Origin of the sequence: Phascolarctobacterium succinatutens (genome assembly GCF_958453765.1) — a bacterium.
Taxonomy (GTDB): domain Bacteria; phylum Bacillota; class Negativicutes; order Acidaminococcales; family Acidaminococcaceae; genus Phascolarctobacterium_A; species Phascolarctobacterium_A succinatutens_B.
The window spans coordinates 101997-127994 of the sequence record NZ_CAUDZA010000003.1 but is presented as its reverse complement, the minus strand read 5'-3'; the positions used below and the strand labels follow the sequence as shown (position 1 = coordinate 127994).

Below are 25998 nucleotides of genomic sequence, written 5' to 3'. Positions count from 1 at the left end.
GTTGGGGTATTGACTTAATCCAAGTCAATACCCCAACACTTATTATAGAACCAAATAATATTTGCTTGCTGAACCACCTTGGCTTGAGGCTGAGGTGGTTTTTATTTTACTGCGTTTATCCTAGCAGTGTGCTATAATATAAACATACTATCGCCGGCAGCAGCTGGAGCAGCTTCTGCCTTTTGTTAACAGAGGTAAAAAATATGCAAGAATTTTTAATTGTAAAGGGTGCGCGACAGCACAACCTGAAAAATATAACGGTAGAAATACCGCGCAATAAAATGGTAGTTATCACAGGTCTCAGCGGCAGCGGCAAAAGCAGCCTGGCCTTTGATACGATTTATGCCGAAGGCCAGCGCCGCTATGTGGAATCACTTTCGGCCTACGCCCGCCAGTTTTTGGGACAGATGGACAAGCCGGATGTGGACTACATCGAAGGCCTGAGTCCGGCAATTTCCATCGACCAGAAGACAACAAGCCGTAATCCGCGTTCTACCGTAGGTACGGTCACGGAAATATACGATTACCTGCGTCTTTTGTTCGCACGCGCAGGTGAACCGCACTGCCCTAAATGCGGCAAGCTCATTGAGCAGCAGAGCGTGCAGCAGATAGTCGACAAGGTGCTGGAGCTGCCGCAGGGAAGCCGCTTTATGGTGATGGCGCCGCTGGTGCGCGGGCGCAAGGGTGAGCATATGCGTGTGCTCGACGATATGCGGCGTGCAGGCTATGTGCGTATGTATATCGACGGCGAGGTGCACACGCTGGACGAGGATATACGTCTGGAGAAAAATAAAAAGCACAGCCTTTCTGTAGTTATTGACCGCTTGGCAGTGCGCGACGGCATCAGGCAGCGTCTGACGGACTCCGTGGAAACGGCGCTGAAGCTGGCAGACGGCTTTGCGGAGGTGGCAACGCTGGGAGAAGCAACTGAAACACAGCTTTTCAGCGAGCATTTTGCCTGCAATGACTGCGGCATCAGCCTGCCGGCGATTGAACCGCGCCTGTTTTCTTTCAACAATCCCTTCGGTGCCTGCCCGGACTGCACAGGTCTTGGCATGCATATGGAGTTTGACAAGGCTTTGATAGTTCCTGACGCTGACAAGAGCTTTGCCGACAGGTGCATTGCCTGCTTCAGCAACAATCTGAATTCCTATTTTATGAAGCAGCTGGGCGCTGTTCTTGCTGCCTATGGCTATAGCTACGACACCAAATGGAATGAGCTGACGCCCGAGATGCAGCAGCTTTTGTGGGACGGTGCCGGCGAGAGCAAGTTTAAGTTCCTGTACGAAAATCTGCAGGGTGAGGTCAAGGAGCATAACACAACCTTTGACGGTATTTTGAACGTGCTGCGCCGTCGTTACCGTGAAGCCTTCAGCGATGCTATGCGTCAGGATTTGGAGGAGTTTATGACGAGCACTCCCTGCGCTGCCTGCCACGGCAGCCGCTTGAAGCCAGAGGCTCTGTCGATTCTTATCGGCGGTAAAAATATCTGCGAGGTTACGGCGCTGACGGTGCGCGACTGCCTGCAGTTCTTTAAAAAGCTTGTGCTGACGCCGAAGCAGCAAATAATTGCGCATCAGGTTTTGAAGGAGATTATGGCACGCCTGCAGTTCCTCAATGACGTAGGCCTTGATTACCTGACGCTCGACAGAAGCGCCGGTACGCTCAGCGGCGGCGAAGCGCAGCGCATCCGTCTGGCAACGCAGATAGGCAGCGGCCTGACAGGCGTGCTGTATATTCTGGACGAACCGAGCATTGGTCTGCACCAGCGCGATAACGGTAAGCTGCTGGAAACGCTTAAGCATTTGCGTGATTTGGGCAATACGCTGATTGTCGTAGAGCATGATGAGGAAACTATGTATGCTGCCGACCAGATTATCGACATCGGTCCGGGAGCAGGCGAGCATGGCGGTGAAGTGGTGGCACAGGGTACGGTGGAAGAAATTAAGCAGGTGCCTGCATCCGTTACCGGTACCTATCTTAGCGGCCGCAAATTTATCCCGGTTCCTAAGCATCGCCGTGAGTGCGATGGCAGGATGCTGACGATTCACGGTGCCCGCGCCAACAATCTCAAAAATATTGATGTCAGCATTCCGCTCGGAGTCTTTACCGTGGTAACAGGCGTGAGCGGCAGCGGCAAATCCACTTTGATAAATGATATTCTCTATAACTCCCTGGCTGCCAAGCTCAACGGTGCGCGCTTGCGTGCTTCCGAACATGACAGCATCGAGGGCATAGAATATACGGATAAGGTCATCAACATCGACCAGTCCCCAATCGGACGCACACCGCGCTCCAATCCCGCAACCTATACCGGCGTTTTTGATTTTATCCGTGAGCTCTTCAGCCAGACCAACGAGGCCAAGCTGTGCGGCTATAAGGCAGGACGCTTCAGCTTTAACGTAAAGGGAGGACGCTGCGAGGCCTGCAAGGGCGACGGCATGAATAAGATAGAAATGAACTTCCTGCCGGACGTGTATGTTCCCTGCGAGGTCTGCCACGGTGCACGCTACAACCGCGATACGCTGGAGGTGCATTACAAGGGCAAATCCATCGCTGAGGTTCTTGATATGACAGTGAGCGAGGCCTGCGAGTTCTTCAAGAACCAGCCACGCATTTACCGCAAGCTGGCAGTGCTGGAGGACGTAGGCCTTGGCTATATTCATTTGGGACAGGCAGCAACGACGCTGAGCGGCGGCGAAGCACAGCGCGTCAAGCTGGCAACAGAGCTTTCGCGCCGCAGTACGGGACGCACGGTGTATATTCTGGACGAGCCTACGACAGGCCTGCATATTGCGGACGTGCACAAGCTGCTGGATGTGCTGCAGCGCCTTGTAGAAGGCGGTGACAGCGTTATCGTCATCGAGCATAATCTGGACGTTATCAAGGTGGCGGATTACATTATCGACCTCGGTCCCGAGGGCGGCGACAAGGGAGGTACTCTGGTGGCCAGCGGTACGCCGGAGGAGGTAGCGAAGGTCAAAAAATCCTACACCGGACAGTACATCAAGCAGGAGCTGGCGAAGGCGAAAAAGAACGGGTGGTATGTATGACAGAATTAGCCGCAGGCTTTAGCGACAATATAAAAAATGCCTTGGCCGTACTGCCGAAAAAGCCCGGCGTTTATCTGATGCACGATGCTTCCGGCAAGGTTATTTATGTAGGAAAGGCCGTAGTGCTGAAAAACCGCGTGCGCAGCTACTTCCGTAATCTGGCCAGCCATACGCCGAAGGTGAAGGCGATGGTGGCCAAAATAGCGGAGATTGAAACGATTGTTACCTCCAGTGAGGTAGAAGCACTGATTCTGGAGTGCAACCTGATCAAAAAATATCGCCCGCGTTACAACATCAGCCTGAAGGATGATAAAACATATCCCTATCTTAAGGTTACGCTGCAGGAGGATTTCCCACGTTTATATGTGACGCGCAGACAGCTGCGCGACGGTGCCCGTTATTACGGACCGTATGCCGACGCCGGCGCCATGCATGCCACGGTAAAGCTGCTGCGCAGCATGTTCCCGCTGCGTACCTGCCGCAAAATGAACGTGGACAGACCATGCCTGAACTACCACATCAAGCGTTGTCTTGCGCCCTGCGCCGGTTACATCAGCAAGGCGGATTATCACAAGATGATAAAATCCGTCTGCATGGTGCTGGACGGACGCACCACGGAGCTGGAGCGTGATTTGAAGCAGCAGATGCAGGAGGCAGCGGATAACTACGCCTTTGAGGAGGCTGCCAGACTACGCGACCAGCTGCAGGCTGTGGCACGTCTGAACGAGGCGCAGAAGGCTGTTACCAATAACGGTGGTGATATGGATATCTTCGGCCTGGGGCAGGATATGACAGGCCTGTGCGTGCAGTTATTCTTCGTGCGCAAGGGCAAGCTCATCGGCAGAGATAACTTCTTTATGCCCGACGGCGGCGATACGCCGCAGGAGGTTATGACAGCCTTTGTGAAGCAATATTATAACGAAGCGACCTTTATTCCCAAGGAAGTGGTGCTGCCGTACCTGCCTGAGGAGGACGAAAAGCAGCTTATTGAAACCTGGCTGGCAGACAAGGCACAGCGAAGGGTGGAGCTGCTGCTGCCGCAGCGCGGTGTGAAAAAGGATTTGCTGAAGCTGGCGAATGAAAATGCCGTCAAGCTGCTGAATGAACGCTTGCGTAAGGGCAGCCTGTCGCTGAAAAATGACCTGCAGGCAGCCGAAGAGCTGCAGCAGGCCTTGGGCTTGGAGCATCCCCTGGAGCGCATGGACTGCTTCGATATCAGCCATACGCAGGGCAGCGAAACCGTTGCTTCCATGGTTGTGTTCCGCAACGGCACAAGCAGCAAAAAAGACTACCGCAGATATAAAATTGTTTCGGCAGAAGGCAAGCCTGATGATTTCAAATCCATGCAGGAGGTTGTCTACCGCCGTTACAGAGATTATGAGGACTTGCCAAGCCTGGTGGTTATCGACGGCGGCAAGGGCCAGCTGAGCTCGGCGCTGGAGGTTATCCGCGGCCTTGGCCTTGACGATTTGCCGGTTGTAGGCCTGGCCAAGCGCGAGGAGGAAATCTTTAAGCCGCACCAAAGCGAAAGCATAATGCTGGACCGTGAAGGCGCTGCGTTGCACCTCATCCAGCGCATCCGCGATGAGGCGCACCGCTTTGCTATTACCTACCACCGCAAGCTGCGCGGTAAGCGCAACCTTGTTTCCGTGCTCGACCATGTGGAGGGCATCGGTCCCAAGCGACGTCAGGAGCTGTGGAAGGCGTTCAAAACGTTGGACGCTATGCGTGCAGCCAGCGTTGAAGAGCTTGCTGCGGTAGAAGGCATGAACCATGCGGCGGCGCAGACACTGTACGACTTCTTCCGCCTGGATTTGCCGGAAAAGCAGCAGGCGCTGCAATAAAAAGGTTCACAGCTATTTTGCAGAATATCCTCGCATACTATGCTATAATAATTATAGGTCAAAAATAATAATTATTATGTAGCTCGCGCTTATCTTTCTTAAAAGCGCAGGCTATGGCAAGAGGAGGACGAAGCTAATGGCAAAATGGGTATGTGATGTTTGTGGTTATGTGTATGATCCTGAGGTTGGCGATCCCGATAACGGCGTTGCTGCAGGCACTGCCTGGGAAGATGTACCGGAAGAGTGGGTTTGCCCTCTTTGCGGCGTAGGCAAGGACCAATTCTCGGAAATGTAAAATTGCATAGGATATGGCAAACCCCCTCACAGGAAGCTGTGAGGGGGTTTTTGTGTGGGCTGATTTTTAATTATAGATATTTTTGTATTTATCGTAGACAGCATGCAGCAGCGTTTTGCATTCCTCTTCGGAATAAACCATACTGCTTTCCGGAAGATAAACCAGAAAATCATGGAATGCATGTACCAGGCTTAATTCCTGCAGATGGAAGATATACTGTCCTTTATTGGGACTGAAGTAATATATAATAATATTTTGCTCGCTTGGCGCGCAAATGCAGATGGGTGACGGTACGGAAAGCTTTTCGCTGCGCACAATCCTTGGGCTGAAGCTGCCATCATCAACGCTGTTGATAATGTTCTTTAAAAGCGTCATGCGTTGTGGCGGAGTCAAGTAGGTGTACATGAAATCAGGGATTTCTGTTACGCGTCCTGTTTCCATAAAGAGGTTTAAGCCCTCCAACGTAAAAGAAACATGATGTGTGCTGTATTGTGCACGGATCTTGTCAAAATAAGCAGTAATAACACCTTGCATTTCAGCCGGTATAATATCCTTGTTTAATCTGTCCATAAGTATATCTTCCGGGCAGAAGCTGGGAAAGCATGGCTGGTAAAAAAGCTCATGCACTTCTTCAGAGTTTACTTCCTCGTCGCTGAGGAAGGTAGACTGCAAATATTCCTCCGGCGTAGGATGGAAGGCTTGGCAGATAGGATTAGCAACACTGAGGCTTTTTTGGAAGGTATCACAGGTAAGTGCAACCATATCCTGTGAATGATAGAGAACTGCCTTATCCTGTTCGTAGGATATTGTTAAAACAAAATCACTGGTGATGATTTTAAACGGCAGCATAATGGTGTTGTTGAACAATGTATCAACATTATCATAAACATAGTAAGGATGGAAAACCTCGCATTGAAATAAAATAGGCACAAGCTTTTGCAGGATGTTAAGATTATAGGTGGTGCCTTTATGTCCTTCGTTTTTGTCAAAAACGATGATAGCTTCCACAAGCGTATTGTTGCGGTTAAAATCAATGGAAGTAAGACAATCAAAAATATATTGATATTCAGGTTGTACCATTAATTTGATATGGCCTGTTTTTTTATTGGCTTCAATTTCCAAAACAGCTTTTAAAATGCGATTGATATTGCCCTGACCGTTGATTATTTTCAGAGCTTCATTCATTTCAAGCATATCCTGCACACCTGTGGGAATCACAAGCTCGTCGGCAGAATTCATATCGTAAAAACTGGAGATGATTTTGCTGACGTGCTCACGACGGAAAAAGTTTTCTTCTCCCATATGTGATATATGATAGGCGCGCAGTAATTCTGCTGTTTCACTGGGGTTGAGCATCATGGCTTTGGCAATAGCAGTTACGTCTGCAACATTCGAAGGCATACGCTTACCAACCTTCATGTGCTGTATCATTGTTCTGTTTACACCGCTAATTTTTGAAATAGTGTAAATTGTTGTATTTTTTGTATCCAGATACTTTTTGAGCGTATCCGCAAATAATGTCATAAGCAAAACCCTTCCTAAAATAGTTCATCATCAATATTTATATTATAGACGAATTTGTGACAATAATAAAGTCTTGAATATGCAAAAAGCCTGTCACAAAAGTTGTCACATGTGTTAGATGTATGTCAATTTGGTTAAAATTAAAAGTATGATGGAAGTTTTGTAATGATATATAAGAGAATTGATAAGAGATACCCCTATATGGCGATGCTTTGCGAACTAATAGACAAGTACTTCGTAGAAACGCTATTGTGTAGTGGGGGGATAAAACGGGTATTAGAGATATACATCGGAGGGAGAGATTTATAATGAGATGGAAGGTTGTAACAGCTATGCTTTTGTTGGCATTGAATAATATTACATATGCGCAGATTGCTGATGTTTCCGGTGTCGGTGAAGACAGGGACAGTGCGTTGCGCGATGCCAAACGTAATGCAGTAGAGCAGGTTGTGGGTACATATATTAATTCCGAAACCTTGGTGAGTCAGGTTTCGGTGGTAAGTGATGAAATTTATGCTAAATCCGTTGGCTTCATTACGGATGTGCGTGTAATTGATGAAGGTAAAAGAAATGGCAGCTATTATGTCCGTGCGAAGATTGATGTCAATACCAACCCCAATTCGCAGCTGATGAACCGCATTGAAATGATAAAAGCCTTGGGAGATCCGCGGATTGGTGTAGTGGTTTTTAAAAATGCGACAGTGAGCGAGTACGGTTCCCCGGAAAAAAGCTACGATGATATCACGGAAGAATCCGTAAATAGCCAGCTGTTAAGCATGGGATTTTCTCATGTTATGGATGCCAATATAGTGGCAAAGCTGAGAAATTCAACTTTGCTGAGCAGTCTTTATAATGGCGATACCAACTTAATAGGAGATACAAGCTCTCTTGGCGTGGATGTGCTGGTACTTGCACAAAGTAATGTAGATGCAGCAAAGATAAATCTTATGCAGCAGGATGGAACGGCGACAGATACGCAGCTTGTACGGGGGACTGCTGATATTACCGGTAAAGTTATAATGCTAGCTACAGGTAACATACAGGGAACCTTTTCTGTACGTGGCCAGGGAATAGATATTTCTGAAAATACAGCAAATAATAAAGCGTTAAGAAATGCTTCTGCCAATGCTGCTGTTGAAGTAGGGAAGATATTAAGAAAAAAAGCAGCAAAAGCCTTTGATGGTCTGCAGATAATTGCGTCTGTGAATGATGATGAAAAGCTGGAAGAGCTGGTTACGGATTTGCAAAAGCTCAAAGGTGTACAGAGTGTATATATGCGCGAATATCAGAATGGTAAAGCGGTTATTGATATTGAAAGCAATCAGCAGCTGCATGTTTTACTGAGAATGCTGAAGGAAAAGAGCCATTTAGGGTTATTTAATGAAGGTATAACGAATAATACGATGGAATTGCTTGTATCTTAATGAGGTATTAGAAATGAATGTTAGAAAAGTTATTGGTATGGTGCTATTGAGTTTTAGTATTATGGCTAGTGTTAGTGCAAGCTATACAGATGCTTTAAAGCAGAAGTATGCAGATGGTAGCTTTTATATTGAATATCAGGTAACAAGACAAGATGCTAAAGGTGAAATTGCGAAGAACCAAAAACCCCGTATGTGGAGTGCTTCACAGAATCTTGATAAATTTATTTACGCACAAAAAGGTGATAACAAATATTACCAACGTAATGATTTCGGTACCCGAAAAGAAAAAGCAGTTTCTTATGGCAGAAAATTGACTGCTGAAGAGTTGAGTTCATATCGTGAAAGTGTTATAGCGAATGTGCAAATGTTTCCGTTGAGTTTTGGTTATTTTTATAATAGCAGTATTGTCGACATACAAAATGAAGATATCAATGTGATCAAAGATGGAAAAATCTATGCTTTAGATAGATATAATGCTTGTGGCTATTGGACAACTGCTGAAAAAATCAATGATAAGCCTAGATTGTCACAAATAATGTGCGTGAATATGATAATTCCGACGATATTTAATAGTATTTTGTTTCCAGCAGAGGAAACAGGGGCAGTTACGCTAATAAGTTCTGAACCCAAACATACTATGGGGCAAGATACGATTTGTGAAACTTATACTTATCAAAAAACAAATGAATATGGTTCGCCGATTGGTGAAACTTGGTACTATCAGTTATTTTACAAAGATGGGGCGTTAATCTGCTTTTCAGATGCTATAAGCAAACAATATTACGATTGCAACAAAGACAAGCATTTTGACTTTTTAAATAAGGTTAATAATTTGCATAACTTAGAAGATGATAGCATTTTTAATGTGATTGATGATTATGCAATCGAAGAATTTGAGGTAGAGTAGATGGGTTGCTTCTTGAAATATTTAATAGTTGCTGGGTGTTGTATACTAGCAAGTAATAATTGTAGTGCTCAACAGATTTCTATACAACATTATATTAATTTAATTAGCAGTGGCAATTATGAAATTGTGAGTAACGTGAGCTATAACAATCACATCAATGAGAAGCAGGAAAGCTTGCGTAAAGAAGCTGTTTTGGCGCAGTTAGGTGATAAAAAATATATTCATATATATGTTGAAAAGACAGGAGAAAAAAAGCAAAACTACTATTTACTCAAACGCTATAACGAACCGCAAAAAGAGTATTACCATTATACATTCAGTAAAAAGCCCATAGATGTTGATAGTATAGGTTGGGATAAAAGTACTATGGAACGTTGGTTTGGACCAGCTATGGTTTTTGAATCATATCATAATGAGATACAGGGAATACATGACGAAATATTCTCTATGCTGGGACCGATAACAGAAGCTACCGGAGAACTGAAACGGTATAAGGTTCAATATAAGCAAAGCGGCAAGTGGCAGAAAAATGGTATTGTATATGATTATGACGATTATGATTTGGTTGAGCCTATAGCTGGTGTTTTGCGTATGTGCTATGCAGATGGACAGCTTAAAATGTGCATAAAGAATCAACATAAGCAGATGGTAAAAAATGATGGCTTTGGTGACTATCAATTCGATGAAGCTAAGGCAGTTGTTGTGGAATTTAAGCAGTTTGACAACAATGTAAATAGCAAGCGCTTTGATGTGAAGATGTAGTTGGTGATTTGGTAATGAAGATAAGTAAAACCTTACAAGTTCTAATACTGTGTATGAGCATTTCTTCAATTTGCTTCGCTAATGTTAGCATGGTAATTATATCGTTTGATGATAATACTCCGTACAAAAGTTGGCAGACAGCAGGAGTTATGGAGGAGTTGCTGCTATCCGATATAATGAATTTCTCTGAAATTGATTTAATGGAACGCAGCACAGTGAAGGAAGCTGTTATCGCGGAGCAGAGTTTGAATGGTACAAATGTAGATAATATTGTTGGCTCAGATGATTTTGATGCCATCTATGATGGTGTTGCAGGACAAGCCTGTTTGCAAAGAATAGGAGACAAGGCTAATCCTGATAAAACAAAATATTTAGGAGAAGCACATCATGCCGAGTATTTACTGCATGGTTCAATAGATTACCTTGGCACAGGTGAAAGCAGCTTTATGTCACCTTTCCCAGCATATGATTTTTCCTACAAAGCTCCGTATCTTGATGCTGTTGTCACTATTCGTCTGATTAAAGCTGATACCGGTGAGGTTATTTGGTTGACGCAACAAAGAGGAGCTTCCAAGGAAAGTTTATGGAAATACAAAGGTGTTGCCATCGGATCAGATGAGCTTAATAATCAGTTGTTTGTGGAAGCACTGGAAAAAATCAGTAAAAAAGTGATGAAACAGATGAGTGAGGATATGAAAAAAGGCGTTTTAAAATTTTAATTAGCAAAGGGGTAGATGTTTGTGAAGAAAATGATTTGTGGTGTATTAACGGCAAGCATGTTATTTAGCGCGAGTGCTATGCCGAAAGCCGAAGCTGGATTTGGTGGTTTTCTGGGTTCCGTTATTTCTTCGATTGCAACCAGTCAGGCAAAGTATCAGCAAGAGCATTATGTACATTCTTGGGCGCGGTCAGCTGATTTGCAGATAGGTAATGTTTATAAGGGCGAATTACCTTCGGAAGCGTATAGACAAAAATTTTCTGTTAAAGGGACATCGTATTTAAAGACAGTAGAAAACAAAAATTTTATTAATCCCGGTGGTAAACACATTTTTAAAACAGGTTTTAGCGGCGATTTAGAATATATTACTGCTGCTTTCAATAATGGCGCAAGCTATTATCTAGAAACAAAAGGCAAGAAAAAGGTTGTGAAAAAGGTACTAGAGATTGACGGCTTCAGATATGAAAAAAATAAGCGTATAAATAGCGAACCAGATAAAAGTGGACATCAGAAATTTGGTATACATGAGTACAGCTATTTGTATGGTGATTCTGTGATGTATTTAACTGATAAAAAGAATGGTGTAAAGCTTCCGGAAAGATGTAATTTAGTCAAGCTGTTTGGCAAAGATTACATAGCTGAAATGTATAAATATGGTGGCTCTGATAAAATAGAGCATTGGTTTTTCTTTGATACAGATACCAAAGAACTGAAATTTATGGCGTTTAATTTTTATGATGATGAGCATGAGTTGAAGTTGAGCAGATTAAGAGATGTGCTGGAATTTTCTACAGAAATACCGGATATGTCCGTATTTGAAATTCCTAAAAAATATAGGAAAGCTGATAAATGATTAGGAGATGCGTGATAGTGAGAAAAATTTTGATGCAAGTTGTTTTGTTGGTGAGCGTGTTGATTAGTTCAACATGTTTTGCAGGATTGGGGAATTATCCGAATATAGCTATTATGCCGTTTAGTAATCATGCTTCGGTTTCTACTAATGCAGATTCAGGAGTACAAGGACAAATTTCTTTGACCGATGCTGGAGTAGCGTCGGATTATGTGCTTGATGCTTTGCTTGATAGTGATAGATTTTCTATTATCGAACGTGAACAGATGCAGGCAATTATGAGTGAACATCATTTGAATCTGACGGGAATGGTTAATCCTGCAACTGCTGTACAGATTGGCAGATTAACGGGTGTTAAGTACATATTATATGGCAGTGTTGTTGGCTGTAGCTTGAAAGAAAAAACTATAGGTTATGATAACAATACGATTGGTGGTATTGGCAATAATCAGCATACAGTTATCGCAAATGTTGTTGCTCGTTTTATTGATGTTGAAACAGGCCGTATTGTTCTAGCTGCAAGAGGTAAAGGCGAATCGACTAGTACCTATAATGAAATAAAATGGAAACAGTTAAAAACTGGCAGTGATTCTTATTATGATGCAGATGGAACTGATTCGTCTAGTAATAGAACTACTCATACTGTAAAGTTTGGCACAGAAAATGTAAGCCAAGAGCAAGTACATAATGCTATTGCTAAAGCTGCCGATGATTTAGTATATGGCAAGATGGGCATTTTGGCTAAGATGGATGGTACAGCAAGACGTAGAAGATAAGGAGTTGCGTGATTATGAAAAATAACAAAAAAATCTTAGCATTGTTAACGACTATGCTTATTAGCGGTTCTATGGAAGTATATGCTAGTGGGTTGAATATTACCACGGCAAATCCTAATGCTAATATATATAATGCACGTACCGGTGGTTATAATTATAACGCTAATGAAGCTAATGCATCAGCTAAGGTAGCTCAACCTAGAGAAGTTTTAAATGTTTTGATTGCTAACCCGATAAAAAATCAGATACCTGTATATACATCACTGACTTCAGGAAAAATAGCAAGATATTTTAATGTCAATGAAGTTGGTTATTGTGAAAGCAATGCCTATTTTTTGGATGTTTATGTATATAGCAATGGATTTGCGCAGGTGACTTATTTTAATAAACAAAATAAAGATACAAAAATTTATGTTAAGGCTTCTGATTTAAGCGCAGGTCAAAATATTCTTAGAGTGGATAGTTTAGCGGTAAAAACTGCAACAGCACCTATGCCTTTATATACTGATGTTTCCAAATCTAAGGTAATGTATACGATGGGTAAGGGACGCACTTATAAAATATTAGCTCAACAGGGAAGTATGCAACAGGTATATTCGTATGGTAAAGGGCAGTATAGAGCTATTGGATGGATAAATGCTTCAAATACAGTTTCTAGTACCATTTCCAGTACAGGATTAAAAGGTGACGTAAATGGTGATGGCAGCGTTAATAGTGATGACTTAAAATTGTTAGAACAATATTTGCGAAATAGTGCTACAGCTATCAATAAAAAAGATGCAGATATGAATAATGATGGAATTATAAATTATGTTGATTATAATCTGCTTGTGAATTTTCTTAATCCTCCGAAACCGATTTTAAAGGGCGATGTAAATAGAGATGGCAAGATTGACGAAGCAGACTATAAATTGCTTAGTCAATATGTGATTGGACAGAAGGTATCTGGCTTTTATCATTATAATGCAGATATGAACGACGATAAGAAATTTACGTCAACAGATTTATCACAATTACGTACAAAATTGAATAGCATGAAACCACCTGTAGCTGAAAATTATACAGTCGTTAATATACAGAATGGTTGGTACGAAATTGCTCCGTTGGCTAATGAACGTATGCGTCTTGACGTAGATGGCGCCAGAGAAGGTAACGAAGTAAATATTAAGCTGTACAATAGCAATGGTAGTGTAGCGCAGAGATTTTACGTTAATAATGTTGGTAATGGCTATTTTACGCTTAGAACAGGCTGTAATGGTTATGTGGATTTAGGATTTGGAAAAACAAGTAACGGCAGTAATATATGGCAGTATGAAAAAGAAGCAGCTAACGGCAAATGTCAAAAGTTTAGAGCAATAAGACGTAACAACGATGCCGGAGTATTCATTGAACCATTGGCAAAGGAAGGTATTGCTGTAGCGTGTGCTAATAACAGTGCAGCTGCTCAGACTAATGTAGTTGTTTGGAGCAGAGAAAATAACAATTATCAAAAATGGAGATTTATTCAGACCTCTGCTGCTCCGGTGCCTGTAAATGTGGATAATGGATTATATTCAATTCAGCCGCAGTGTGCGCCTAATTCCGAGCTTACAGTTTTAAATGCCAGCAAAGACCGTAGTGTACCTGTTGTAATATATAGCAAGAATTCGCAGAATCATAAGCAGAAAAGCCATCAAAAATGGCAGGTTACTAAATTAAATAATGGGTATTATAAAATTACTGCAGAAAATTCTGGTTTAGCTTTGAATAACCACAATGGCTCCAATGCAAATGGCAATCCGATAACTTTATGGGATTATAGCGGTTTTTGCCAGGAGTTCAGATTCCTTGATGCAGGTAATGGCTATTATATTATTCAGCCTAAAAACGTTAATGGTGTTTTAGATGTTTCCGGTGGTAGCAGTGCGAATAATACCAAGATACAATTATTCCAATACAATGGTTCTGCTGCGCAGAAGTGGAAATTAGAACGCAGGGAACCGGGTGAAGATGAAAGATATAATGAATGGCGTGAATGGCCTAAGCGTAACTGTGATGTTTTTGAAAATGCAAATTTGACAGTGAAAAAAGGACGCGTAGATACAGCAGATCCTGTTACTGTTTTTGGTGAAACCGGAAGCTCGTACCATATCCGTTATAAAACGAATAGTGGTGGTATGAAAGAAGGTTGGGTAACGAGGGAGATATTTAAAGAATTGTCAGTTCCTCCTAATAATGAAACTCTTAATTCTTTGATGAATAATTGGGTTGGGAGAAAATGGGATAACAGAAATTATAATGTATTAAAGGGTAAAGAATGTTTAGGATTTGCAAATTACATTTTTAAACAATTGCATGGTTCTATTTGTGGTTATGGTTATACGCCTAATAAATATGTAATTTATAATAGAGAACCTGGTGTAAAGGAAGTAGCTTCTTTAAGCTATACGAACTATAATAATTTACATACCTTTTTCCAGTCACTTAAACCAGGCGATTTTATGCAAGGTTGTAGAAGCAACAACACTTCTCAACATTCTATGATTTTTGTTTCTTACAATTCTAATACAAAGACTGTATGTATTTTTGATGCAAATTTTGTGAAACCCAATACTGGAAAATATAATTTGATACAAAAAAGATATGTCGGGTTATCTGACTTTATAAATAGGTTTGGTAAAGTTTCAGCTTATACTAAGTGATTTAGGAGGTCTACACAATGAAAAAACTTTTATCGCTAACGCTTGCGTTAGCAACACTTTCTGCAACCTGTTATGCAGAACAGCCTAAAGCAGCAGATTACAGAAATATTATGTCATCCGGTAATTATTATGTTGAGTATGAGTATAATTACGCTAAAAAGATTCTTGCAGTGCAGAACGGCAAGCGTATGGATTATACAATGCTGCAAAGCCAGCCTAATACAGCATTGGCGGCTCTCGGTTTTATCAATCCGCTTTTTGCAATTGCCGGATTTTTAGGTGGTGGCGAAAAGAAAGTACCGAGCACCTTGTATCAGGATGGTAAGTATTATCAATTTGAAAGCAAGAAGAAAGCAACTATGGCGTATTATAACCAACTGGATGATCCTAATATCGATCCTGCCGCTGGTTGGAATATGGTGCGTGTAAAGCTGGCGCTGCCGGAAGCATTAGTAACTTTTGCTCCTAATGATGTGTTTAATTCGTTTACCGGTTTTAAAGCACCGCGTTTTATCGAAAGCGGTAAGAAAACTTTCGGCAAGAAAGAGTTCAATTATGACAAGTATTCCACTACTTATAATAATATGAACGGTCAGCCAATGTATAAAAAGAATTTCTACATGCTTTACGATTTGGAGAAAGGTGAGCTGCAAAGTATTAAGGTTATGGTTCGCGTTGGTAATGAAGAAGAATGCGAGGCAGATGAAATAAAGAATATCAAAATTACCGGTGAGCTTCCTGAAAAGATTACCGATATCCCAGAAGGCTGCAAAGTTTATGCGGTTGGCCTGGGTGATATCAATGACCTGGTGCAAAGGCCGGTTTTGGTAGAAAATTACAGCAAAAAGGAGACTGAGGCGAAATGAAAATAAAGAAATTTTGTAAAGTAACATTAGCTTTGGCTGTTGCTGTAAGTACTATGGCTAGTGTTGTTTGTGAAGCAAGCAATCTTGATACTTATCGTAATTTGTTGATGAGAAAGACTTATACAATTAAATATCAGGAAATTACTCCGCAGGCACGTGCAACTAATAAGGACAGAATTAATCTTTATGGTAAAAACAGCATGGATACCGGTACCAGTGATTTGTTTGTTAATAAGCCCACACAAAGTATTTTAGTATGTGACGGAGATAACAAATATGAAGAAATAGGCGTTGGCAATGCCTATCTGGAAAGTGCCGGTGTCAAGAGCGTTGCCACTTGCCGTTTACAAAAAGGGGACGAAGTTTTTAACTATACAAAATATTACGATAAAGATAAGCTTGTATATCGTGGAACAAAGAAGGGTTCTGTGAGTGCGGTAGAGTTTAATATTCTTGCTAACCTTGAACAAGGCGATTCTTTCGGTACAGCAAATATGACTCGTTTGCTGAATGCTATGTTGCCTGATGGTAATAAAGCTGCCGGAATGCCATCATTTAGATATGTTGGTTCCGGCTGGTTGAATAATGGCTTGAACTATGAAGACTATCGCAGCGATTCTAATGGTGTATTTGAAGCGGTAAGATATTATTTCAATGGTTATACTTTAGTGAAGATTGCTTCCGCAACGTATTATACTAACGCTAAGGGCGAACTTGACGGAACACGCTGCATTATTAAGATTGACGAATTTTCTCCGACACCTGATAAGAAGTATTTGAGCTTGCCGGAAGGTCTGAAGGATACTACAAAACGCAAGGCAGCGGATAAATAAGGGGGCAGTGAAAATGAAAAAGGTAGCTATATTGCTGGCAGCCTTGGCTGCAAGCAGTGTTGTGTCGGCGTCTGTTGGTTTTGCGGAAACTCCGACCTGTGTAATGATGAAATTTACAGATGATACAAGATTTGATAAGGTAGATTCTGCCGGAATGTTATCCGATTTGGTTATGGAGAAATTGGTTAATACGGGTAAGCTGAATTTTCGTGGAACTAAAGTTATAAATCAGGATATCGAAAAAATGCTTTATAATGAGCGTGCAGCAGAACTGCGTAATGCACGTCGTGCGATTAGCTGGGGCGATTATAATACTTTGTTTGAAGGCCCCGGCTTTAAGGAAAATATGGCGCAATCTATGGCAACGGCAACCGTTGGACAGATTGTAGATCCGAACCTTACTGCTCCTATCGGCAGAAACAATAGTGCAGAATATCTTATTCAGGGAACTATCTGTAATATCGGTACAGGTCAATGGATGAATACGGATATCAATTCAGCTGTTGGTTATGCTAATATGGCAGCTTCTACACTTGGTATGGCGGGAGTATCCAGTTTCCTTGGCCCAGTAGGCCCATTATTAAGCGGATTACAAAACAAGAAGACCTCTATTGGTTTACAGAGTGAATTGCGCTTGATTAAGGCTGCTACCGGCGAAGTTGTTTGGTATAAAAAATGTACCAGTAAAGTAGAATCTGACCATTTCACTGTTGCCGGTGCAGGCGGCTTGCTTGGCGCAGGTGGTTTAGCTGGTGTTGCTATGGCGAATATTCCTGCTAGCTGGGGCGATGACAAGCTTTCCTCAGAACTGTTATATAAGGTGTTGGATAAAGCTTCACAAGAAATTAGCGACGCTATTGTTGCTGATGTTAATGCAGGTAAGCTGTTTTTGAAATAAGGTGTTATTGTATGAGGAAGTTTATTAGTTCGTTAATAATGGCAGGATTACTTAGTGTTTCTGGAAGCGCTTTGGCCCTTGACAGAAATAGTGAAATTGCTATTATGGATTTTGGCACCAGACCGGGAGCAACTGAAGCAGAGATTAGTTTAAATAATGCCGAATATGTTACAAGCGAATATATAATTGACCGTCTGGTTGATGATAAATGCTTTCTGGTAAAAGAGAAAGATTTTGTTATGGGACAAGTTAATGATGCTGCTATTTCTACGGTTGGTATTATAGATCCTGATACTGCTAAAAAAATAGGTGCTTTACTTAATGTAAAGTATATTTTATGCGGCAATATTACTAACGTAAGTTTGAGTGAAGCGGGTGGCAGTTTAGGTGGAGCAGGCCTGACAAAGAATACTGTGCAGGCACATATAATCGGCAGAGTCATGGATACTGATACCGGTAATATTTTGTATATGACTAAGGGTACCGGCAAATCTGCAAGCACCTATACGAAAGTTAAAGGTGTTGTAGGCGGTACGATTCGGTTTGGAACAGTTCAAGTTACTCAAGATAGTGTTCATAATGCTATCCAAAAGGCAGCTTATGCTATGGTAGATGAACTGAATAAAAAGGTAATTTAAGGAGATGTTAACAATGTATTCAAAGAAAAATTTAATCGCTGCTGTCGTACTTGGCCTGTCCATGTCTTTAACAGGTGTTGCAAGTGCGGATGATGTATCCGTACAGGTAAATGTGCAGCAAAATGTTAAAGGGTCTGTAAACTGGGAAAAGGGTGCTGAGGCTGATGTTGAAGCATGGGGTGTAGGCCTGCCGCCGGAAAACGTGCCTGCTGCACGCGGTACTGCACTTGCGCGCCGTGCTGCCGTTGTTGATGCTTATCGTCAACTGGCAGAAATTATTAAAGGCGTTCAGGTTGATGCTGAAACCACTATGCGTGATCTGGCAATTGAAAGTGATATTGTTAATACTAAAATCAGCGCATTGGTAAAGGGTGCACGCATAGTTGAAGAAACTGCCAATGATGATGGCAGCTACACCGTCAGAATGGCTATTCCGCTGTATGGCGTGAAGAGTGTTGCAACAATTGCTGTACCGGAAGCACAAAAAACAATTCTGCCTGAAGAAGCGCCTGCAATAAGCGAAGATTACACTCCTGCTCCGGAGGTACAGGCTGAAGCTGCTTCCTATACCGGTGTTGTTGTAGATGCTGCCGGCTTAGGCTTGGAGGGTACCTTCTCTCCTGTTATTTATGATGTTAACGGCCGTGCGATTTACGGCATGCGTAACATTGATAAGGACTTTGCTATCAGCAAGGGCATGGTAGAATACTATAACGATTTGCATACTGCAACCGTTAATTCTCGTGCAGGCAGCAATCCTTTAGTTGTAAAAGCTGTGAGCGTTCGCGGTGGTGCTAATTCCGTAAATCCGGTTAACGTTGTTGTTAGTGTAGAAGATGGCGATAAAATTTTATATGCTAATGAAAAATCCGGTATGCTGGAAAATAAAGCAGTTGCCTTTGTAAAATAAACGGCAATGACGAAAGGAATGCTCGCATTAAAGGGCATTCCTTTTTTACTGATAGAAGGTGAGAGCTATGCTGAAAAAGTTGGTATTGGTTTTATCCTGTGCTTGCGCTATGAATACTTGCTTGGCCAATAATATTGCTGATAATGTCGAAGCGGATGCTGAAGCTGCTGCAGCCTATAATTGCTTGTACGATGCTCAGGGAAGAGTAATTTATGCTTCCGGCTGCAATAAATCGTATGAGTACGCAGGGGCGGCGCTGACAGCTTACAGGGAGGCCAGAGCGACAACAGATAAACGGACTGCAAATGCAAAATATACGGAAGCGATAAAAAATATTAATCTTGCGCTGGCGATTATTACGGAAAGTGCGGAATATAGGCTGTTGGCGGCGCAGATTTATCGTCATCGCGGCGGTTTGAGTTACGCAAAAAATTACTTTGCACAAGCATGCACGCTATATGAGAAGCAGCTTAAAGATTATCCCGACAGCGTAACGTTAAATTTGCAGTATGCCATAGCCTGCTATGCCGGTGATGCCCGCTATTATCCCGACTATGAGGACTATAAAAGCAGAGCTTGTTTATATGCGAAGCAGACATTAAAGCTGTTGGAACAGAATAAAAACAAATATAATGAAGCAGAAGCCTTGCTGCCGAGATTATTGGCTTATGTGCTTTTGCAGGAATATGATGCGGCTGCAAGGACAGTAAAGCGTATAAACAGTATTTGCGGAAAATATTCACCGGCATATACTTTGGCGGAAGAATATGAGCGCCTGGCTGCTGACGGGCAATGGTTGTGGCGCGTGAGCAGTAAGGAAGATGCAGAAAAGGATTTCCTGTTATATTCCGTTGATGAATGGGGTATTTAGGATAATCATAGCTTTACTGCAGAATAATAAATTTATTTTATGGAGAGAGAAATGAAAAAGTTTTTTACTGTAATATACTTAATTGCGTTTTGCTTTATCGCTGTCATATCAATGACAAATAGTGCTGCGGCAGCAGGCAGTAATGATTTTGCCAAGCATTCGATGGCAGCCAGACAAAGACAGGCTGCTCAACGTGACCGTGTAGTAAATCAGCGTAAATATGCCTTGGAAAAGCAGGCGAGAGATTGGCAGAAAAGACGTAATCCGCTGGCTGAGCTTTTTGCTCATCATAAGAATAAAAAATTTCATGGCGAACCGGCGCTGAATGCTCCTGCTTTTGCTGTAAGAGTATTGGAGCTTTGCAATACCGAACGCAGCAAGGTTGGGGTTGCTCCCTTAACTCTTGCAGCTGATTTGCAGGATAGTGCGGCAATCAGAGCTGTTGAAATAACGCAGCTTATGTCGCATACAAGACCTGATGGCAGCAGATGCTTTTCTGTTGTAAAAAATAAAAACAATACTCTAGGTGAAAATATTGCCGCGGGAAGAGGTACTCCCGAAGGTGTTGTTGATCAATGGATGCATTCTGAAGGACATAGGGCTAATATTTTAAATCCTGTATTTAAGGAGCTGGGTGTTGGCTATTGTTGTGATGAAAATACTGAGTATGAATATTATTGGGTACAGATATTCAGAGGATAATGCTTAAAGGCAGGCTCTTTTTCTCCATTATTAGAAAATAGTAATAGTATAGCTTTGTAATATGCTTAAATTTATGATAAGCATTATGGCTTTATGCTGTAGTTTTAGCTATTTTTGTGGTCGTTATGCTTGTGTTAGGATATTTACGTTATAGATATAGTGGCGGTGAGACAAGACTTCTTGATTATCTAATTCTTGCTGCATGCACGGTGTTTTTGAGCTGCATCAATGATGTTGGTTTCATTGCGTATTGGCTACAAATATTTGCTTTTAATTATGTCAAAGATTTTGTGATTGGTATGTATGTACCTTGTAGCACTGGCCTAATATATTTTTTTGAAGTGATGATACGTAATGAAGTTTTACATGTTGATTTTTCAAATTAAGGGAATTAGTAGACATAGCGATTTTTCTTGCTATTTATCTAACAACTTCTTATAATTATAATTAGAAAAGTAATTAGCAAGGAGGTAGCTTATGTTAGAGGGTAAGAATATAGAATTCAAGCGTCAATATACTGATGATATTAAATACGCAGTGTTGGCGTTTGCTAATACTGAGGGAGGAACATTATATATTGGTATTAATGATGATGGTAGCGTGGAAGGGGTAGAAAATCCGGATGCTGTGATGCTGCAGGTAATGAACATGATTCGTGATACTATTCGACCTGATATTACAGTAGCAGTTGATTGCAATACTGAGCTTATGGAGAATAAGCATGTTGTTGTGCTCATAATTCAGCGAGGAGTTGCCAGACCTTATTATTTAGCTAATAAGGGAATTAGGCCAGCGGGAGTGTATGTAAGACAGGGGGCATCATCTGTTCCTGCATCAGAGACTGCCATTCTTCAAATGATTAAGGAATCGAGTGGCGACGTTTATGAAGAAGCACGTTCTTTAAACCAAAATCTGACGTTTAAAGAAGCAGAGGCATACTTTGCTAAAAAACACTTGCAGTTTGGCGATGCGCAGAAGCGCACCTTGCAACTAATTAGTGCCGATGGAACCTATTCCAATCTTGGTATGCTGCTTTCTGACCAATGCATTTCTATTATTAAGCTGGCAGTTTTTGAGGGTAGCAAAAAGACTGTTTTTCACGACCGTAAAGAATTGAGTGGTTCGTTGTTCAAGCAGCTTGAAGATGCTTATGCTTATATTAATCAATTTAATTATACACGTTCAGAATTTCCTGGCTTGGAACGAGTAGACACACGGGACTATCCACCTGAGGCTGTGCGTGAGGCTTTATTGAATGCTGTAATCCATCGGGAATATGGCATTGGTGGACCGACGCTGATTAGTATTTTTGATGACAGGATAGAATTTGTGACGATAGGCGGGTTGGTAAAGGGCTTGTCTTTGGCAGATATTAAGCTTGGTGTATCTATGCTGAGAAATAAAAATCTGGCGAATGTTTTTTATCGTTTGCATTTAATTGAAGCCTATGGAACGGGGCTTTTAAAGATCGATGAGTGCTATGCGGATTGTGCAGTGAAGCCACAGCTTTTGGCAACAGATAATGCCTTTAAGCTTGTACTTCCTAATATTAATTTTGCTGCTAAACGGGTGAAAAATTATTCTTTGGCAGATGAAAGTAAGACTGCGTCTAAGAAAGAAGAGCGTTATCAAATTGTACTTGAATTAGCGCGCAAAAATTCTCTGGTTACGCGGAGTATGATAGAGAAGGCTTTGCATGTATCGACATCCACAGCGGTTCTTGTGCTCAAAAAGATGCTGCAGATGGGGCTGTTAAAAAAATATGGCGAAGGCAGGAATGTAAGCTATTCGTTAGCTTGCTGAGAGAGACAATAATTTTTTACTTCCCCTTAACCTATGCTTCATGTAGATTTCATTTTACTGCTGCATTGCTCATCTTTGGCGTATATCGTAATATGTAAAAAAGGCAGACGCTAGCTTGAACGTCTGTAAGCGTCAAATCAACCATGTATGAAAAAAGAGGCTGGGACAAAACCAACTTCGACAAATTAAAGAATCGCTAGAGTTTAAGTTTTTTTTGATTTTTTGCACTAAAAAACCAGCGGATATTTACCCTGACGGTAAACTTCCACTGGTTTTCTTTTTTATGCTGGGTTTTGTCCCAGCTTTTTTAGCTATAAAGAAGTTTGAAGTTGTATTAAGTGCTTTAATACGAAAGTGTGCAGAAAAAATTAACCTTTATCACGTGCGCAAGTTTTAAATTTAAAAGTCCACCCCTTGCAAATTTCTCTATTCTAAATTATGTTACTCATAAGTAATATACTTATGAGTAACATAATCGTGAGTTATATGATTTTGAATAGTGGTGAAGCAGATGGAAAAATTTTATTGTCGTGAAGAGGAATTGCGCAAGCTTAATGCACGTTATGAAAATGAAGAATTTGAGTGCCTGATTATTTATGGCCGTCGTCGTGTAGGCAAAACAGCCTTGATTAAGAAGTTTTGTGCAGACAAGCCAACGATATTTTTTTCTGCACTCAATACAACGGGGAAAGAAAATTTAAAGGCTTTATAAAAAGCAATTATGAGTTACGAAAAGCCTGAGGCTGTGGTTGCGCCGGAGTTTAAAAGTTATGATGATGCTTTAGCAGAGATAACGGAGTTGGCGCGTGAGCAGAGGCTTGTGTTTGTTATTGACGAATATCCTTATTTAGCAAAAGCCAAGCCTGCTATCTCAGCAATGCTTCAGCATTTAATTGATCACCAATGGAGTAAGGGAAAACTTTATTTGATTTTGTGTGGTTCATCTATGAGCTTCATGGAAAATCAGGTACTGGGTCAGGAAAGTCCGCTATATGGCAGAAGAACAGGTCAGTTTAAAATTGAGCCGCTGAATTATAAAGAGACAGCCGTATTCCATCCTGAGCTGACGTATGAAGACAATGCTTTGATTTATGGCATTACTGGTGGTGTACCGCATTATATTAATAAGCTGGGCGTAAAGAAAGATATTGATGAAGCATTGCTGACCAATTTATTTGATCGTTCGGGATATTTGTATGAAGAACCGGCTAATTTGCTTAAGCAGGAGTTACGTGAGCCTGCCATTTATAATGCTATTATTAAAGCTATTGCTGAAGGTTCATCGCGGGCTGCTGATATCTGCGGTAAAGTGCAGGAGACAAGCACAACTGTTTTAAAGTACTTAAAAACATTGATGGAATTAGGAATAGTCAAAAAGGAAACGCCGCTCACAGAAAAAGCAGGGCGCAAGACGATTTATCTTTTAGCAGATAATTTTTTCCGTTTCTGGTATAAGTTTGTGCCGAATAATGCGAATGCCATTGATTCTGGCAGGATTGCAAGGATTTATTCGCAAACGGTAAAACGCTATTTTTCAGATTACATGGGCCTTGTTTTTGAAAAAATGTGTCAGGATTACTTGCTGTATTATGCGAAGAGCTTGCCTATTGAGCTTGTTGATATCGGGCAATGGTGGGGGACGGATGCGCAAAAGAAGAAGCAGGTGCAGATTGATATTGTCGCAACAGGAATTACACCGGATGCTTATATTATCGGTTCTTGTAAATATCGTAATGAGAAAATCGGTTTAGATGAGCTGGAGCTTTTACGCGATTACGCAAGAGTTTTTGGCAAGGGAACAAAGTATTATTTTTATATTTTTTCTAAAGGCGGTTTCACTGAGGGCTTGCTGCAGGCAGCGCAGCGTGGCGAAGTGACGCTTGTGACGCTGGCTGATTTGTATAATTAAGTCTTTTCGTAAGCGTCAAACGGTCAACCGTTAAAACGTCCCTAATCGAGTAGGAGGTAGGTAATTAGTTTACCTACCTCCTACTCGATTCGACAAAGGAAGTTTTGGTTGAGGTTTCTCTTAACGATGAGGCTTAAAGCTGTAACAGCATATATGAAAGAAGTAATAAGGACAACAGATTTTTTCTTTTATTTTGGCAGGCAAAAGCTTATAAAAATCATGCGTAAACATAATATGAGGATATTTAGCTTCGCCAATACTGGAGAGCACTTTTTGTGTACGTTCAATCATATCACTTTGCATAATAAATGTAGGAGACTTACTGTTATGCTGTAGCTGAATAATATTGCAAATCCCTGCTTCCAAAACTACAAGGTAATGTATAGGGCAGTTGGCAAAGCTCTTGTTGGTTTCGCGTAATATTTTATGGATTGTTTTGTGCTTTGCCAGGATGCTTTCTATATTTGCTTTATCAAGATTCCAAAGAATAGTGATAGTATTGTCCTGCTGCTTTATTTCTATACATGCAGGATGCTTATACAGGTCTGTCAACAGCTTATTATAAAAGAATGAAAAGCTGGCAAAGAAATCAGGGGTTCTTCTGAAATTGGAGATTGATGTTTGCGCGTTAATCTTTAATGCGATTACGGCAATAGGAAGTTCAGTAGTCATAATTATTTTTCCTCGTCTGCCTGGAGGGCGTAAATCATAGTACAATAGTTTTCTGGGTTGGAAGTTATAAAATTATTAATAACATCTATGATGAAAATATTTCCTTGGATTTTTTTCTTTTCCTTGGCTAAATTTTGCAGGAAAATATTTACAGCGTTTCGCAAACCCTTTCCCCCGACATTGATAAGGAAACAATAATAGTTTCCATTGGGGACGAAAACTATCTCATCAGGATTGAATTCTTCCGGATGGTCTACTTTCAGACAATAGGTAGGTTTGTCAAAGGCATTGTTTTTTATATTTGCTTCAGTATACATACAGCCTAACTGGTAATGAGGCCACATACCGTTATGAAATCCTCTGATAAACAGGTTATCCGCGATATTGGATTCTGCACTGCCTGCAACTGTATTTAGGCTTAGACTCGGCGAACAGATAATAAACCATTCAGGAAAGTAATTTATAAATAGTTTTTCTCTGGGATTTTTGATAGTCAAGTCATAATAGTATTTAAGACTTGCAATGGTGCCTTGAATAGCCTGCAGCTCATTTATCATCTGTTGAAGGTTATCGTTTATGTGAATATAATGATTATATGATTTATCCGGATTGTCATCAAGAATAATGCTTTTGATTTCACTGAGAAGTACTTTGGCTTTTACACCAAACAGAATACGGGTTAATAAAAATGCCTGCTCCGGCAGATAATATCTGTAATTGTTTTCACCTATATAAGCAGGCTTAAGCAAATCGATTCTGTCATAATGCTTTAGAGTATCAATAGGTGTATGGGTAAGTGTACTGAATTCTTTTATGGTGAGGTAATTATTTTTTTTCATTTTTGGAAAAACCTCCTTGACATGTGAGTTACTCACAGCATTATAATAACATTGTTTACTAATGAAAGCAATTACCAATTTGATGAGTAGGATATTTGCTTTTTGAAATCAGATTACTATATTTTACAATGAAGTCAAGAAAGGGTGTATCGTGAATTGAAGAAGAGAAATTTATTAAGTACAGCAGTAACATTATCAGTATTAATGAGTGCTTTCGCTGTAA

Annotated in this window: 22 protein-coding genes and 1 pseudogene; 20 read left to right on the top strand and 3 right to left on the bottom strand. The window is 41.2% G+C overall.

Translation table 11 applies throughout. The features are described 5' to 3' along the window. The first annotated feature begins 203 nt into the window (after positions 1-203). From uvrA to rd, 3 genes are all read left to right on the top strand, one after another. A complete protein-coding gene (gene uvrA, locus Q7Q81_RS02855; RefSeq protein ID WP_304273581.1) occupies positions 204-3053 on the top strand; it encodes an excinuclease ABC subunit UvrA in 2850 nt (949 codons plus the stop codon). Beyond that, positions 3050-4897: an excinuclease ABC subunit UvrC gene (uvrC, locus tag Q7Q81_RS02850; protein ID WP_304273579.1), complete on the top strand. Its 1848-nt coding sequence runs from the start codon at positions 3050-3052 to the stop codon at positions 4895-4897. Before uvrA ends, uvrC begins: the two co-directional genes overlap by 4 nt. A 136-nt stretch (positions 4898-5033) precedes the next feature. Continuing rightward, positions 5034-5192: a rubredoxin gene (gene rd, locus Q7Q81_RS02845; RefSeq protein ID WP_009146201.1), complete on the top strand. Its 159-nt coding sequence runs from the start codon at positions 5034-5036 to the stop codon at positions 5190-5192. Between the two features lie 66 nt (positions 5193-5258). On the opposite strand, the gene Q7Q81_RS02840 is transcribed toward rd, so the two are convergent. Continuing rightward, positions 5259-6716 (bottom strand): hypothetical protein, encoded by a 1458-nt coding sequence (locus Q7Q81_RS02840; RefSeq protein WP_304273577.1) that lies wholly within the window; start codon positions 6714-6716, stop codon positions 5259-5261. A 308-nt stretch (positions 6717-7024) separates the two neighbouring features. Between Q7Q81_RS02840 and Q7Q81_RS02835 the strand changes: the two genes are divergently transcribed. From Q7Q81_RS02835 to Q7Q81_RS02755, 17 genes and pseudogenes are all read left to right on the top strand, one after another. Continuing rightward, the gene (locus Q7Q81_RS02835) at positions 7025-8140 is read left to right on the top strand and encodes a hypothetical protein (RefSeq protein ID WP_304273575.1); all 1116 of its coding nucleotides are present in this window, start codon (positions 7025-7027) and stop codon (positions 8138-8140) included. 13 nt (positions 8141-8153) lie between these two features. Next, complete coding sequence (locus tag Q7Q81_RS02830; protein ID WP_304273573.1) at positions 8154-9047, top strand: hypothetical protein; 894 nt, start codon at positions 8154-8156, stop codon at positions 9045-9047. Then, on the top strand, positions 9048-9809 hold the full coding sequence (locus Q7Q81_RS02825) for a hypothetical protein (protein ID WP_304273571.1): 762 nt from the start codon (positions 9048-9050) through the stop codon (positions 9807-9809). Between the two features lie 14 nt (positions 9810-9823). Then, positions 9824-10528 carry a hypothetical protein gene (locus Q7Q81_RS02820; protein ID WP_304273569.1) on the top strand — a complete coding sequence of 235 codons (705 nt, stop codon included), beginning with the start codon at positions 9824-9826 and terminating at the stop codon, positions 10526-10528. A gap of 21 nt (positions 10529-10549) precedes the next feature. Next, complete coding sequence (locus Q7Q81_RS02815) at positions 10550-11380, top strand: hypothetical protein (RefSeq protein ID WP_304273567.1); 831 nt, start codon at positions 10550-10552, stop codon at positions 11378-11380. Positions 11381-11397: 17 nt separating this feature from the next. After that, the gene (locus Q7Q81_RS02810) at positions 11398-12153 is read left to right on the top strand and encodes a CsgG/HfaB family protein (RefSeq protein WP_304273565.1); all 756 of its coding nucleotides are present in this window, start codon (positions 11398-11400) and stop codon (positions 12151-12153) included. Between the two features lie 14 nt (positions 12154-12167). Further along, positions 12168-14834, top strand: a complete 2667-nt coding sequence (locus Q7Q81_RS02805; protein ID WP_304273563.1) for an RICIN domain-containing protein — start codon at positions 12168-12170, stop codon at positions 14832-14834. Between the two features lie 17 nt (positions 14835-14851). After that, positions 14852-15700, top strand: a complete 849-nt coding sequence (locus Q7Q81_RS02800) for a hypothetical protein (protein WP_304273561.1) — start codon at positions 14852-14854, stop codon at positions 15698-15700. Further along, on the top strand, positions 15697-16533 hold the full coding sequence (locus tag Q7Q81_RS02795) for a hypothetical protein (RefSeq protein ID WP_304273559.1): 837 nt from the start codon (positions 15697-15699) through the stop codon (positions 16531-16533). Before Q7Q81_RS02800 ends, Q7Q81_RS02795 begins: the two co-directional genes overlap by 4 nt. A 13-nt stretch (positions 16534-16546) precedes the next feature. Then, positions 16547-17431 (top strand): hypothetical protein, encoded by an 885-nt coding sequence (locus Q7Q81_RS02790; RefSeq protein ID WP_304273557.1) that lies wholly within the window; start codon positions 16547-16549, stop codon positions 17429-17431. Positions 17432-17442: 11 nt separating this feature from the next. Continuing rightward, positions 17443-18069: a CsgG/HfaB family protein gene (locus Q7Q81_RS02785; protein WP_304273555.1), complete on the top strand. Its 627-nt coding sequence runs from the start codon at positions 17443-17445 to the stop codon at positions 18067-18069. Positions 18070-18082: 13 nt separating this feature from the next. After that, complete coding sequence (locus tag Q7Q81_RS02780; protein ID WP_304273553.1) at positions 18083-18979, top strand: LPP20 family lipoprotein; 897 nt, start codon at positions 18083-18085, stop codon at positions 18977-18979. Positions 18980-19046: 67 nt separating this feature from the next. Beyond that, positions 19047-19850: a hypothetical protein gene (locus tag Q7Q81_RS02775; RefSeq protein ID WP_304273551.1), complete on the top strand. Its 804-nt coding sequence runs from the start codon at positions 19047-19049 to the stop codon at positions 19848-19850. Positions 19851-19961: 111 nt separating this feature from the next. Further along, a complete protein-coding gene (locus Q7Q81_RS02770) occupies positions 19962-20552 on the top strand; it encodes a CAP domain-containing protein (RefSeq protein WP_304273549.1) in 591 nt (196 codons plus the stop codon). Positions 20553-21029: 477 nt separating this feature from the next. Further along, positions 21030-22355, top strand: coding sequence for an RNA-binding domain-containing protein (locus Q7Q81_RS02765; RefSeq protein ID WP_304273547.1), 1326 nt, complete (start codon positions 21030-21032; stop codon positions 22353-22355). Positions 22356-22866: 511 nt separating this feature from the next. Then, positions 22867-23475 (top strand): annotated as a pseudogene (locus tag Q7Q81_RS02760) (AAA family ATPase); the annotation flags it as partial. Positions 23476-23709: 234 nt separating this feature from the next. Then, complete coding sequence (locus tag Q7Q81_RS02755) at positions 23710-24264, top strand: DUF234 domain-containing protein (RefSeq protein ID WP_304273583.1); 555 nt, start codon at positions 23710-23712, stop codon at positions 24262-24264. Between the two features lie 120 nt (positions 24265-24384). On the opposite strand, the gene Q7Q81_RS02750 is transcribed toward Q7Q81_RS02755, so the two are convergent. Together Q7Q81_RS02750 and Q7Q81_RS02745 are read right to left on the bottom strand one after the other, a co-directional pair. Next, entirely contained in the window at positions 24385-24936 is a 552-nt protein-coding gene (locus tag Q7Q81_RS02750; RefSeq protein WP_304273545.1) for a hypothetical protein, read from the bottom strand. 2 nt (positions 24937-24938) lie between these two features. Continuing rightward, positions 24939-25775, bottom strand: a complete 837-nt coding sequence (locus tag Q7Q81_RS02745) for a MerR family DNA-binding transcriptional regulator (protein ID WP_304273543.1) — start codon at positions 25773-25775, stop codon at positions 24939-24941. Positions 25776-25998 lie beyond the last annotated feature (223 nt).

Excerpts from the sequence above, each read along its gene's own strand:
- uvrA (WP_304273581.1), top strand. The coding sequence starts at position 204 with ATGCAAGAATTTTTAATTGTAAAGGGTGCGCGACAGCACAACCTGAAA.
- Q7Q81_RS02745 (WP_304273543.1), bottom strand. The coding sequence starts at position 25,775 with ATGAAAAAAAATAATTACCTCACCATAAAAGAATTCAGTACACTTACC.
- Q7Q81_RS02785 (WP_304273555.1), top strand. The coding sequence starts at position 17,443 with ATGAGGAAGTTTATTAGTTCGTTAATAATGGCAGGATTACTTAGTGTT.
- Q7Q81_RS02750 (WP_304273545.1), bottom strand. The coding sequence starts at position 24,936 with ATGACTACTGAACTTCCTATTGCCGTAATCGCATTAAAGATTAACGCG.
- Q7Q81_RS02795 (WP_304273559.1), top strand. The coding sequence starts at position 15,697 with ATGAAAATAAAGAAATTTTGTAAAGTAACATTAGCTTTGGCTGTTGCT.
- Q7Q81_RS02820 (WP_304273569.1), top strand. The coding sequence starts at position 9,824 with ATGAAGATAAGTAAAACCTTACAAGTTCTAATACTGTGTATGAGCATT.
- Q7Q81_RS02835 (WP_304273575.1), top strand. The coding sequence starts at position 7,025 with ATGAGATGGAAGGTTGTAACAGCTATGCTTTTGTTGGCATTGAATAAT.
- Q7Q81_RS02790 (WP_304273557.1), top strand. The coding sequence starts at position 16,547 with ATGAAAAAGGTAGCTATATTGCTGGCAGCCTTGGCTGCAAGCAGTGTT.
- Q7Q81_RS02805 (WP_304273563.1), top strand. The coding sequence starts at position 12,168 with ATGAAAAATAACAAAAAAATCTTAGCATTGTTAACGACTATGCTTATT.
- Q7Q81_RS02770 (WP_304273549.1), top strand. The coding sequence starts at position 19,962 with ATGACAAATAGTGCTGCGGCAGCAGGCAGTAATGATTTTGCCAAGCAT.
- Q7Q81_RS02775 (WP_304273551.1), top strand. The coding sequence starts at position 19,047 with ATGCTGAAAAAGTTGGTATTGGTTTTATCCTGTGCTTGCGCTATGAAT.
- Q7Q81_RS02780 (WP_304273553.1), top strand. The coding sequence starts at position 18,083 with ATGTATTCAAAGAAAAATTTAATCGCTGCTGTCGTACTTGGCCTGTCC.
- Q7Q81_RS02825 (WP_304273571.1), top strand. The coding sequence starts at position 9,048 with ATGGGTTGCTTCTTGAAATATTTAATAGTTGCTGGGTGTTGTATACTA.
- Q7Q81_RS02830 (WP_304273573.1), top strand. The coding sequence starts at position 8,154 with ATGAATGTTAGAAAAGTTATTGGTATGGTGCTATTGAGTTTTAGTATT.
- Q7Q81_RS02765 (WP_304273547.1), top strand. The coding sequence starts at position 21,030 with ATGTTAGAGGGTAAGAATATAGAATTCAAGCGTCAATATACTGATGAT.
- Q7Q81_RS02800 (WP_304273561.1), top strand. The coding sequence starts at position 14,852 with ATGAAAAAACTTTTATCGCTAACGCTTGCGTTAGCAACACTTTCTGCA.
- rd (WP_009146201.1), top strand. The coding sequence starts at position 5,034 with ATGGCAAAATGGGTATGTGATGTTTGTGGTTATGTGTATGATCCTGAG.
- uvrC (WP_304273579.1), top strand. The coding sequence starts at position 3,050 with ATGACAGAATTAGCCGCAGGCTTTAGCGACAATATAAAAAATGCCTTG.
- Q7Q81_RS02840 (WP_304273577.1), bottom strand. The coding sequence starts at position 6,716 with ATGACATTATTTGCGGATACGCTCAAAAAGTATCTGGATACAAAAAAT.
- Q7Q81_RS02755 (WP_304273583.1), top strand. The coding sequence starts at position 23,710 with ATGGAATTAGGAATAGTCAAAAAGGAAACGCCGCTCACAGAAAAAGCA.